This window comes from Pseudomonas sp. CCNWLW23 (genome assembly GCF_037095675.1).
GTDB lineage: Bacteria > Pseudomonadota > Gammaproteobacteria > Pseudomonadales > Pseudomonadaceae > Aquipseudomonas > Aquipseudomonas atacamensis.
On record NZ_JBAWKM010000019.1, the window covers coordinates 61,631 to 73,106 of the forward strand.

Consider the following 11,476-nt stretch of genomic DNA (forward strand, 5'->3'; position numbering starts at 1 on the left):
ATGGGGGCTTTGACGAAAGCTGAGATGGCGGAACGTCTGTATGAAGAGCTGGGCCTGAACAAGCGGGAAGCCAAGGAATTGGTAGAACTGTTTTTCGAGGAAATCAGGCACGCTCTTGAAGACAACGAGCAGGTCAAATTGTCCGGTTTCGGCAATTTCGACCTTCGGGACAAACGCCAGCGGCCTGGCCGCAACCCGAAAACGGGGGAAGAAATCCCGATCACGGCTCGCCGTGTGGTCACCTTTCGTCCAGGGCAGAAGTTGAAGGCCCGAGTTGAGGCTTATGCTGGAACCAAGTCATAACGACGAACTACCCGTCATCCCGGGCAAACGCTACTTCACCATTGGTGAAGTCAGCGAGCTGTGTGCCGTAAAGCCACACGTGCTGCGCTACTGGGAGCAGGAGTTTCCTCAGCTCAACCCCGTCAAACGCCGCGGGAACCGCCGGTATTATCAGCGCCAGGACGTGCTGATGATCCGGCAGATCCGCGCGCTCCTTTACGATCAGGGTTTCACCATCGGCGGCGCGCGTCTGCGTCTGTCCGGCGACGAAGCCAAAGACGATACCACCCAGTACAAACAGATGATTCGGCAGATGATTGCCGAATTGGAAGATGTCCTGGTGGTGCTCAAGAAATAAAAAGCAGCGTTTGAATACTTCCAGTTTTCAAAAGCTTGCGATATATTCTTGAGCGCTCTTCGAGGTGAAGAGCGAGATGCAACATCAGTCGGGGCGTAGCGCAGTCCGGTAGCGCACTAGCATGGGGTGCTAGGGGTCGAGTGTTCGAATCACTCCGTCCCGACCATATTTTTCAATGACTTAGGCCAATGTTCACAGCATTGGCCTTTTTCATGTGTTTGAGATGCGCGGGGCTGCTCGATCACGCCTGCGACTCGCACTACCAAGTGTTTGGGTTGGTCAGAATGTCCGCTCGTCGAGCAAATAGCACTCTCTGTGCGCCGATCTCCTCTCACTTATTAAGCGCAGCCCCTGCGCCACTGACGGGAGAGAATGATGATCGACGACAACAATGGCCCTGAAGCCCCATACCCGGGTCCAAGCGAGCAAACCCCTGATTCTGGCGAGGGTCATGACTCCGGCCTGGAGCAAGCTGACTCTGAGCCAAAGCAAGGTACCGACGAACGACCAGAGGACTGGAATCCGCCACCCGGCAATCCTGGTTCAGATCAAGATGCCCAGACCGGTCGCGATAACGGCGGCGCAAAATAGGCGCATGGAATTCATATCGTGTACGAGACCCGGCCATCGTCAGACTGTGTGAAAACCTAGCAATCTGCGCAGCGCTCAAAGAAAATGCTCCGTATCGAAAGATACGGAGCATTTTTCGTTATGGCCTACATCCAGGGACAGTCCCGCAGCCAGACCAGCCTGTTTCCGGTCTCGCTGGAAGAGTTGATCCCCGAGGATCACCTCGTTCGCGTTATCGATCTTTACGTCGCCAAGCTGGATCTGGTTCGACTGGGCTTTGATAAAGCACTTCCCAAAAGCACCGGCCGTCCCTCTTACGATCCAGCGGATCAGCTCAAACTCTACCTCTACGGCTATTTCCAGCGGATTCGCTCATCACGACGGCTCGAAGCCGAGTGCCAGCGCAACGTCGAAGTGATGTGGCTGATCAATCGACTCAAGCCTGATTTCAAGACCATCGCCGATTTCCGTAAAGACAACCAAGCCGCTTTTATCGCGACGTGCCGGGCCTTCGTGCAGTTTTGCCGCACAGCGGGGCTGATAACCGGCGAGTTGGTGGCCATTGATGGCAGCAAATTTCAGGCGGTCGCCTCTTCACGGCGTCATATGAATTTGAAGCGGCTCCAACATCAAGAGCAGAAGCTGGAGAAGCGCATCGCCCACTATTTGGCAGAGCTGGACGAGGCAGATAAAACCGAAGCCGGCGAGAAGATTGACCGCAATGCAATCAAGGCGACTTTGGCGCAACTTGAAGTCAGGCATTCCAATAACTTGACGTGCCAGGCGCTGATGAATCCATGGAGCTTGAGCAATTCAATACCCACGAAAGCGATGCGCGAATGCTGCGAACGCACAAAGGGCCTCGGGTCGGGTACAACGTGCAGACAGCCGTGGACGCTGAAAACTGCATGATCGTGCATCATGAAGTGACTCAGGACAGCGATGATCGCAAGCAACTTGAACCGATGGCCAAGGCCGCCAAGGAACAACTTTCGCAGGATGAACTGACGGTCACCGCGGATGCGGGCTACTCCAATGGCAAGCAGTTCCAGGCATGTGAGGATGAGAACATCACGGCTTATGTGCCTGTGGCGCGATCACTCAACTCCTGCGGCAAGGAGCAGATATTTTTCGATCGAACAGCATTTGCCTACGATGCGTCGCAAGATCGATATCAATGCCCTGCCGGAAAATGGCTGATCTTTAAGCAGATCAGCAACAAAGGCCGGATCTACCAAGCGAAGGTCAGCGACTGCGCAAGCTGCCCGATTAAAGCGAAGTGCACCGACGCCAAACGCCGATACATCTCGCGCCATCTGCACGAACAGGCTTTCGAGCGAATGGAGCAGCGAATGCAGGCGCATCCCGAAATGATGGTCAGCCGACGATCCATCGTCGAACATCCCTTCGGCAACCTTAAACAGTGGTTATTTGGTAACGCTCGATTCTTGCTGCGACAGCTTGAAGGCGCGAGAGCTGAAATGGCCTTGGCGGTGAACGCCTACAACCTGAAAAGAGCAATTAACGTGTTGGGCGTGCGCCAGATGATGGCGCTGATGGGCTGAAACGCCTTTTTTCGTCTGCTGTGAGCACAAAAGCAAACGCCCCGTACAAGTCGGGGCGTTTGCTGGGACCGCCATCAGTGCGTTTTCACACAGTCTTATCGCGCCGGGTTTTTTATTGCCACCGAATCCTCTCCCAACGTAGCCGAGATTTATGTGGGGACGGTTATCTGGGTTTTAAGGGCGAAGCCGAGCGGCGCCGGCACCTGAATGATCGATCCAGGCGCCGGCAACAAGCGTGTTTACTCGACTATGCAGATCCAACGGTGGTTGTATCGGTACGGCGCGCGAGTGAAATGAACATCTGAAACCATCTTCATGCCGCGCTCTTGAAGCGCTTCGGTCAGTTGTACGAGTGTCTCTGCCTGGATAGTCATTGCTGTCACCTCGTCAGATTTACTGCGTTCATAATTCTTGACCGAGAGATCAGGCGGCTAATTCATTTTTTCTACAGTAGTCATTCGCGCCGCATAAGCAGGAACACAGCGTTACTTCGCGCCAACTACCTCACCCCATTCAAGCCCGAACCGCCCCAGATACTTCCTCAAGCGATCGGCATCATTGGGTTGCGCCTTGGCCTGCCGGGAAACCCCGAATAACTGTCGGCCGGCATCCGACAGGCTGTCCGCCTGCTGGCACACCTCAATGACAGCCTTCAATTGCAAGCGATCGAACAAGTCCATGCTCTCGCCATCTCCTGGCAACTCAGTCGATAGCGCAGAGGGATGCGCCAAGCCCCACGCATATCGCAATCGTTCGATCTCATCATCGACCTGCGCTTCATCGATGCGCCCGCTGTCGGCCAAAGTTGCCATCCGCGTAATCGATGCGGACAGCTCGCGAAAGTTGCCCAGCCAGGCTGCTGCAGGTGAGCTGGCGAAGGCCAGGTAGCGTCGGCGTGCTTCCAGATTGAAGCGCACCCGCTCACCCTGTTCTCGAGCATGGCGTTCCAGTTCGAAGTCGATGTTCGGCTCGATATCTTCGCGGCGACCGGCGAGGCCGGGCAGGTCGAATGTCCAGAGGTTGATCCTTGCGTACAGGTCCTCGCGAAAAAGGCCTTCGGCGACCCGGCTGCGCAGGTCGCGGTGGGTGCCAGCGATGATCAAAAAATCACTCTCGACTTCCTTGTCCGAGCCCAGCGGGAAGAAGCGTTTCTCTTCGATTGCTTTCAACAGCATCGCTTGTTCGTCTGCGCCGAGCTCACCGATTTCATCGAGAAACAACATGCCACCATCGGCGGCGCGCAGCAGGCCATCGCGAGAGTTCTGCGCGCCGGTGAAGGCGCCTTTGACGTGGCCGAACAAGGCCGACATCGCGCCGTCGCCACGCAAAGTGGCGCAGTTGACTTCGACAAAGCGGCCCTGCATCTGATAGCGATTGCGTTTGAGTTCGTAGATGCGCCGCGCCAGGAAGGATTTGCCGGCGCCGGTCGGGCCGATCAGCAGCATGGGGGCTTTGGAGCGCAGCGCAACGCGCTCGATCTGTTCAATGGAGCGGTTGAAGGCCGGGTTGCGCGTGGCGATGCCGGACTTGAGAAATTCCAGGCCTTCCAGACGTTTGCTGGCGAAGCGTGAAGCAATCCGATCATAGCGCGACAGATCGAGATCGATCAGCGCATGAGTGCCGCAGGCGGGCTCGTTCTCGCTCTTGCGCTTGGCGGGGGAGGTCTGGATCAGTCGGGCCGGCAGATAGCGCGCCTCGGTGAGCAGGAACCAGCAGATCTGTGCGACGTGGGTGCCGGTGGTGATGTGGACGAGGTAATCCTCGTGCTCGGTGTCAAAATTGTACGCAGTGGTGAAGTCGTGCAGGGCGCCGTACACCTCCTCGAAATCCCAAGGGTTGCGCAGCGACAGTGGATGCAGGCGCACTTCGGTGCTTGGAGAAATCTGCTGGATGTCCGCTCGGACGCGCTCGGCGAGGCTGACGTCGCGCGCGTCGAGGCCGTGAATCAATTCAAGCCGATGGATAGGGAGACCTGTTTGTTGGCACAGACCTACGCTTGGTCGCCAATAATTCCACCGGCTGGCACCTTTGCCGACACGATCGAGGGTGGCTCCGATAAATCCGATGGCGACCGTGCGTTTGTTGGGCATGCTTATCTCATAAGATAAATGACGATATGCAATGATAATTTTGCTGGTTAGATTTGTCTTCCATAGATTATCGAGCCTCGTCCAATCAGAGATAAAAGCTATCAAAATCAGAAACATAGCAGAAACAACCATAGCCGCATCCAAAGCTGGCACAGCGGCTGCAATGCTGATGGAAACGAACATGGACACCAAGATATGAAAGACCAAACCTACCAGCTTCTCGAAGTCGCCAACGGCAAGCCCATCAAACTCTGGACCGAAGGTGTCCCGGTTGAAAGCGAAGCCCGCGCACAGTTGATGAACACGGCAAAAATGCCGTTCATCTTCAAGCATCTGGCGGTGATGCCCGATGTGCACTTGGGCAAGGGCTCGACAATTGGCAGCGTGATTCCAACGGTCGGCGCGATCATTCCCGCAGCGGTGGGCGTCGACATCGGTTGCGGCATGATCGCTGCGCGTACGTCGCTGACGGCTGCAGATCTGCCAGACAACCTGCATGGATTGCGTACTGCAATCGAAAAAGCGGTGCCGCACGGCCGCAGTTCGAATCGTTCGCGGCGAGACAAAGGCGCCTGGGACGAGGTTCCGCAGCAAGCCGATCAGGCCTGGGCGGGGTTGCAGCCGCGCTTCAAATTGATCACCGACAAGTATCCGAAACTGGCCAATACCAACAACCGGGCGCACTTGGGGACGCTCGGCAGTGGCAATCACTTCGTCGAAGTGTGCCTGGATGAAGCCAACCGGGTGTGGTTCATGTTGCACAGTGGTTCGCGTGGCGTCGGCAACGCTATCGGCAACCTGTTCATCCAGATGGCCCAAGCCGATATGCGCCAGCACATTGCCAACCTGCCGGACCGTGACCTGGCCTATTTCGAAGAGGGCAGTCAGCATTTTGATGATTACGTGGAGGCGGTTGGCTGGGCGCAGGACTTCGCCAGACAGAACCGTGAACTGATGATGCGCGCAGTGATTCAGGCCACGCGGCAGATCATCCACAAGCCTTTCGAGGTCGCGCTCGAAGCGGTGAACTGCCATCACAACTACGTGCAGAAGGAACGGCATTACGGTGAAGACGTGCTGATTACCCGCAAAGGCGCCGTGTCAGCGAAGAAGGGCGAGCTGGGGATTATTCCGGGCTCGATGGGCGCCAAGAGCTTCATCGTTCGCGGTCTGGGCAATGAAGAGTCATTCAGTTCCTGCAGCCATGGCGCCGGCCGCACCATGAGCCGCACGAAGGCGAAGAATACCTTCACCGTCGCCGATCAGATTCGCGCCACCGCCCACGTGGAATGCCGCAAGGACGAAGCGGTGATTGACGAAATTCCGATGGCCTACAAGGACATCGACAAAGTCATGCACGCCCAGCGTGAGCTGGTGGAAGTGCTGCACACCCTGCGTCAGGTGGTGTGCGTCAAAGGATAAGGAAAGAGGTTATGGAATTCGAAGAGCGTCACCCGCTGTGCGGCACGATGCGCACACGGGTGCTGGCCGAGCTGGCGCGTTTGGAGCGCGAGCGCAATGTCACTGTTTTATATGCGTGTGAATCAGGTAGTCGGGCCTGGGGCTTCGCCTCCACCGACAGCGATTACGACGTGCGGTTTGTGTACGTGGAAAAGCCTGAGTGGTTCGTCCAGGTCGATACGCCTCGTGATGTAATCGAGCGACCGCTGGACGATGAGCTCGACGTCAGCGGATGGGAATTGCGCAAGACCCTCGGTCTGTTGCGCAAATCCAATCCGACGTTGCTCGAGTGGCTCGATTCGCCGCTGGTCTATCGCAGCGAGAGCGCTCAGGTGGCGCAGTTGCGCGAACTGGCCGAAGCGTTCTACAGCCCGCCAGCGGCACGCAACCACTATCTGTCGATGGCGAAGAAGAACTTTCGTGGTTACCTGCAAGGCGAAACTGTGCGCTTCAAAAAGTATTTCTATGTGCTACGGCCCTTGCTCGCGGTGCGCTGGATCGATCAGGGGCGAGGCCGACCACCGATGATCTTCGCCGACCTGCTGAGCACCGTCGATGATCGCGCGCTGCTCAGCGAAGTCGACGAACTGCTGGCGCTCAAGCGCAATGCCGACGAGAGCGCTTACGGGCCGCGTCGTCCGGCGCTGCACCGGTTCATCGCGGCTGAGCTTGAGCGCGAAACGCCAACATTACCCAGAACTCAGGAAGACTCGCGGCGGCTGGATCGCTACCTCAGGGACACCGTCGGGCTGTACGCGTAAGGAATTGCAATGAAAAAGGATGTAATTGAACTGGACGGCGCCATTGGTGGTGGCCAGGTATTGCGCAGTGCGCTGAGCCTGTCGATGGTGACAGGCCGGGCGTTTCGTATTAAACAGATCCGCGCCAGACGCAGCCGTCCGGGACTGCTGCGTCAACATCTGACAGCCGTGATGGCGGCGGCCGAGGTGTGTGGTGCAGAGATATCTGGTGCGCATCTGGGGTCGCAAGCACTGAGCTTCGAACCGGGCGAGATTCGCGGAGGCAACTTTCAGTTCGCTATTGGCACGGCGGGCAGTTGCACGCTGGTGCTACAGACGCTGTTGCCAGCCTTGTTGCAGGCGCCGCAGGCCAGCCGAGTGACGATCTCCGGTGGCACCCACAATCCGCTGGCACCGCCGACGGATTTCCTCTCGCGCAGTTGGCTACCGCTGCTGCGGCGCATGGGCGGCGATGTCGAGCTGGAGTTGCTGCGTCATGGTTTCGTACCGGCTGGCGGTGGCGAGATTGCCGTGACGGTGCAGCCGTCGCGCCTGACGCGACTGGATGTGTGTGAGCGCGGCGAGGCGATTTCACGGCAGGCTCTGGCGCTGACTGCCGGACTTGCGCCTACCGTCGCTCAGCGAGAACTGAGCCAAGTGGCCAAGCGGTTGAACTGGCTTGCGGAGGCGCTGCAAGCGGTGACGCTTGATCCGGCACGCGGCCCGGGCAATGTGTTATTGCTGGAGTACGTTTTCGAACACGTCACTGAAGTGTTCAGCGCATTTGGCCAAGTGTCGTTACGCGCTGAGAAAGTAGCGGATGCCGCGATCAATCAGGCTGCTGACTGGCTGCGTAGTGGTGCTGCGGTGGCTGAGCATCTGGCCGATCAGTTGCTGTTACCGATGGCGCTGGCCGGCGGTGGATCGTTCACCACGCCGCGCATGACTGATCATTTGCGCAGCAACATTGAAGTCATCCAGCTGTTTTTGCCCGTCCGTATTGATTGTCAGGAGGAGGGCAGTGATCGCTTGCGGATAGCAGTTTCACAAACTCATTAGTAGCGACCTGCGATCCCGAAGACAGTCGCAAAACCTCACTGAGAGCGCCACTAGCCCTCAGCCATTAGCACATTCGACCTAATTGCCCCTGTTCCGGCTCGACCTTAAAGTCCTGTCGCTTGGCAGCTGACTGTCAAATTTTTCCGGTACAAAATCAAAAAGGTCGATCTGCAATGAACTCATCAAGGACTATTCCGGTTCTCGCTTTAATCGCAACACTGGTCCTCGCGGTCACTGGATGCCAGACCGTAAAGCCGGGGGAGAGTGATCTCAAGAATCGCGCACAGACCACCATTGGCAAACCCGTGATCAAGGTTTCAAACATCCGCAGCGACTTCAATACAACGTTCTATACCGCTCAAACCGAAAGCGGTGAATATACGTGCGAGCTGCCGAGCGGCCCGATGGTAGCTCTGGGTTCCATGGGCATGGGACTAGGCGCTCAGTGCACCAAGCAATGAAGAACCAGTCTCTTCGCCGCTAAAAAAAGAAAGGCCAATGTCGATGACATTGGCCTTTTTCTTTAACGAATACTCGGCGCAGATCAGCTGGTTTTCGAGTTCAGCTTGCGCAGTTCTTCATAGGTCGCCGACTGCACGAACCAAAAGCCGGAGACGATGCACCAGCCCAGGGTGCCGCCTACGAACATACCGAGACCCGAGAGAAAGCTCTGGCTCATCATGAAGAGGGAAACGATCAGGATGACCGCCAATGCGATGTAGAGAACGATGTTGTTGACGCCGATGACGAAATCTTTCATTTGCATTCCTTGGATGTATTTTCCTCTGGCCGCCCTCTATGGCGGCCAGTGCGCGCATCATATTGATATCACCCGGTGTTGCGCTAGTTTCGGTGTCGGGTTTTCGTTACTAAAAGCGAATCCACTCTTACTGAGCGGGTTTTTTATCCAGGTCTTCGGAATCGCTCGACGTCGCGGCATCCTTTTCTGTCTCATGCGGCTCTGATCCCGCGTTGGCGCCTGAGGACTCTTCGCCTTTCTTGTTCGCCTTCTCGTCATGGTCGCGAGAGCTTTCTGCATGATTGACGCCGGGCAAGGCCGTGGCAGGGGTTGCTGCGCCCGCCGTGGATTCGGCTGCCGAAGCGTGAATCGGGCCGATCAGGCACAGGCTGAAAAACGACAAGGCGAAAATTTTCTTGTTCATCACGTGGGCCTTCTGCGCGGTGGGATGTACAGCGTTGGATAGGCCTGTCTGGCAAAGGTGCGCGGTACTGGACGAGCGGCGAATTTCACCCTGATGAAAAAAATCCTGACAGCAGGCAAATTGCTGGCCCCCAGAGACATTTTGCCCCGGCAAAATCGCCTTTTTTCAAAAGGTTAGGTTGGCTATATGCGGACGATTGTCATCACCGTTGCGATGCTTTCCCTGGCTTTGATCGCCTCGGGAGTGCAGGCAAAAGAGATAAGCAAAGGCCATCGCTTTGCCTGCACTTGGGGCTCGGATATCGCTGCCGGGGCGCAGCGATCGAAATTGTCAGGAGTTTCACTGTATGGCGCGCGCAAGCAATTGCAGGTTCGCCGGTTCCAGCAGCCTTGGATGCGCATGACAGCGATGGGGATTACCGAGCAGACCTACAACAGCAGTTCCAAGCTCAAACCGGCAGCTGTCAAGCAGACCTATTATGAGCAATGCGTACGACATGAGTTGGCTCGGCGCTGATGCCCCTTTATCCAGCACTGGTAACACAGCTTAGGAATCGCCAGAACCCTTGGCGACTGCCGGCCCGGCCACCCGCGGCAACGGCTTGCTCTGCATCAACGCATCCAGAGCCTTGCGATACCCCTGACCGCCAAGCGCCATGCTGTTGTTGTGCGTTGCTCCGGGCACCAGCAACAGGCGCTTGGGCTGCTCAGCGGCATTGAACAGCTGCTCGCTGAAGCGCGGCGGCACGAAGGCATCAGCCAGGCCATGCACCACCAAAAGCGGCATATGAATATCGGCGATCTTGTCGATGGAGTCGAATTTCTGCGAGAGCAACCAGCGCACCGGGAGCGAGGTGTTGGCCACGGCGGCGGCTACGTCGGCGAGAGAAGTGAAGGTCGATTCAATGACCAGACCGCGTACCGGCAGAGGTGTGTGGTTGCGCGCCGCGTTCTGTCCCAGTTCGGCCGCCAGATCAATCGCCACCGCGCCACCGAGAGAGTGGCCATAGATCAGGCGCTTGTTCGGGTCCGGTTGCAGCAGTTGGAAGCGCTCCCACGCCACGCGGGCATCCTCATAAACGCTGCTTTCGGATGGTAAATCACCCTTACTTTGGCCGAACCCTCGATAATCGATGGCCAGCACCGAATAGCCCGCCGCTCGCAGTTGTTCGATGCGAAACAGTTGCCCGGTGAGGTTCCAGCGCACGCCATGCAAGTAAAGGATTGCCGGGGCATTGGCACGTTCAGCCGGCCACCACCAGGCATGGATGTTCTGCCCGGCCTTGAAACTCTTCGGTTGCAGATCGAGTTCCTGAACGCTGCCGGGCAGTCCGCGATACCAGCCGGCAGTGCCCGGCTCAATGCGAAAAAGCAGTTTGCGCTCGGTGTGTTCCAGCACCGCACAACTCGTCGGCACGCCAATGATTAGCGCGGCCATCATGGCGAATGCCAAGCGGCGGCGTCGCAGACGAGTCAGCAAGGACAGGAACATTAATCGTTTCACCACGGCGCAGACAAAGAACGCTTTTTACCAGATGCCTCGGTCTGCGCGTGATTATTTTCGACCACCGTGCATGTGCAACGATTACAAGATGCTGCAATCCCTCACGCCACTTGCAGGACGATCTTGCCGATATGATCGCCGCCCTCCATGCGGGCATGGGCCTGAGCCGCGTCAGCCAGCGGGTAAACCTTGTCGATGATCGGCAGGCAGCGCCCGGCGCTGAGGGCAGGCCAAACGTGTTCTTGCAGTTGACCGGCGATGGCGGCTTTCTCCGCAGCGGTACGTGCGCGCAGCAGCGAACCGGTGACCACCGCGCGTTTGCCGAGGATCGCCAGCAGATCGATGTCGTTGGCGCGGGCGCCGCCGAGGAAACCGAGCATCACCAGTCGGCCGTCCATCGCCAGTGCGCTGATGTTGCCGTTCAGATACGAGCCACCCATGATGTCGAGAATCACGTGCACGCCTTGATCTGCGGTCTTCTCGGCAATGATCTTGGCAAAATCTTCTTCCCGATAGTTGATCGGCTGCCCGCCAAGTTTGCTGATTGCGGCGCATTTTTCAGGACTGCCGGCGGTGGCGAACGCCTCAATACCGAATTCACGGCAGAGCATCAGCGCGGTGGTACCGATGCCGCTGGTGCCGCCGTGAATCAGCACGCGCTGGCCGGCCTTGGCACCGCCGAGGC

The 11,476-nt window shown here is 57.4% G+C and carries 12 protein-coding genes, 1 tRNA gene and 1 pseudogene; 9 read left to right on the forward strand and 5 right to left on the reverse strand.

What is annotated here, in order from left to right:
• From ihfA to V8J63_RS21605, 4 genes and pseudogenes are all read left to right on the forward strand, one after another.
• Nucleotides 1–303 (forward strand): integration host factor subunit alpha, encoded by a 303-nt coding sequence (gene ihfA / locus V8J63_RS21590; protein ID WP_002553164.1) that lies wholly within the window; start codon nt 1–3, stop codon nt 301–303.
• Nucleotides 284–640 (forward strand): MerR family transcriptional regulator, encoded by a 357-nt coding sequence (locus V8J63_RS21595; protein WP_003179985.1) that lies wholly within the window; start codon nt 284–286, stop codon nt 638–640. Before ihfA ends, V8J63_RS21595 begins: the two co-directional genes overlap by 20 nt.
• Before the next feature lie 89 nt (nt 641–729).
• Nucleotides 730–806, forward strand: a tRNA-Pro gene (locus V8J63_RS21600).
• Nucleotides 807–1,351: 545 nt separating this feature from the next.
• A pseudogene (locus tag V8J63_RS21605) lies at nt 1,352–2,775 on the forward strand (IS1182 family transposase).
• Nucleotides 2,776–3,260: 485 nt separating this feature from the next.
• Here the strand turns inward: V8J63_RS21605 and rtcR are convergent.
• Entirely contained in the window at nt 3,261–4,865 is a 1,605-nt protein-coding gene (gene rtcR / locus V8J63_RS21610) for an RNA repair transcriptional activator RtcR (protein WP_125926751.1), read from the reverse strand.
• Nucleotides 4,866–5,060: 195 nt separating this feature from the next.
• Here rtcR and V8J63_RS21615 point away from each other — a divergent pair, with 195 nt between their 5' ends.
• The 4 genes from V8J63_RS21615 (at nt 5,061) to V8J63_RS21630 (ending at nt 8,586) form a co-directional block, all read left to right on the forward strand.
• Nucleotides 5,061–6,287: an RtcB family protein gene (locus V8J63_RS21615; protein ID WP_336464602.1), complete on the forward strand. Its 1,227-nt coding sequence runs from the start codon at nt 5,061–5,063 to the stop codon at nt 6,285–6,287.
• 11 nt (nt 6,288–6,298) lie between these two features.
• Nucleotides 6,299–7,087, forward strand: a complete 789-nt coding sequence (locus tag V8J63_RS21620; protein ID WP_336464603.1) for a nucleotidyltransferase domain-containing protein — start codon at nt 6,299–6,301, stop codon at nt 7,085–7,087.
• A gap of 9 nt (nt 7,088–7,096) precedes the next feature.
• Entirely contained in the window at nt 7,097–8,125 is a 1,029-nt protein-coding gene (gene rtcA, locus V8J63_RS21625) for an RNA 3'-terminal phosphate cyclase (RefSeq protein ID WP_122700528.1), read from the forward strand.
• A 173-nt stretch (nt 8,126–8,298) separates the two neighbouring features.
• Nucleotides 8,299–8,586 carry a hypothetical protein gene (locus tag V8J63_RS21630; RefSeq protein WP_130902651.1) on the forward strand — a complete coding sequence of 96 codons (288 nt, stop codon included), beginning with the start codon at nt 8,299–8,301 and terminating at the stop codon, nt 8,584–8,586.
• 83 nt (nt 8,587–8,669) lie between these two features.
• On the opposite strand, the gene V8J63_RS21635 is transcribed toward V8J63_RS21630, so the two are convergent.
• Nucleotides 8,670–8,885, reverse strand: a complete 216-nt coding sequence (locus V8J63_RS21635) for a hypothetical protein (protein WP_041478566.1) — start codon at nt 8,883–8,885, stop codon at nt 8,670–8,672.
• A 127-nt stretch (nt 8,886–9,012) separates the two neighbouring features.
• Nucleotides 9,013–9,288 (reverse strand): hypothetical protein, encoded by a 276-nt coding sequence (locus tag V8J63_RS21640; RefSeq protein WP_024012416.1) that lies wholly within the window; start codon nt 9,286–9,288, stop codon nt 9,013–9,015.
• 186 nt (nt 9,289–9,474) lie between these two features.
• Between V8J63_RS21640 and V8J63_RS21645 the strand changes: the two genes are divergently transcribed.
• Nucleotides 9,475–9,804, forward strand: coding sequence for a hypothetical protein (locus V8J63_RS21645; protein ID WP_336464604.1), 330 nt, complete (start codon nt 9,475–9,477; stop codon nt 9,802–9,804).
• Between the two features lie 30 nt (nt 9,805–9,834).
• On the opposite strand, the gene V8J63_RS21650 is transcribed toward V8J63_RS21645, so the two are convergent.
• Nucleotides 9,835–10,779 (reverse strand): alpha/beta hydrolase, encoded by a 945-nt coding sequence (locus V8J63_RS21650; protein ID WP_016774066.1) that lies wholly within the window; start codon nt 10,777–10,779, stop codon nt 9,835–9,837.
• Between the two features lie 113 nt (nt 10,780–10,892).
• Nucleotides 10,893–11,476 (reverse strand): zinc-binding dehydrogenase (locus V8J63_RS21655; protein ID WP_336464605.1); only part of this gene is annotated, 584 nt, incomplete at its 5' end.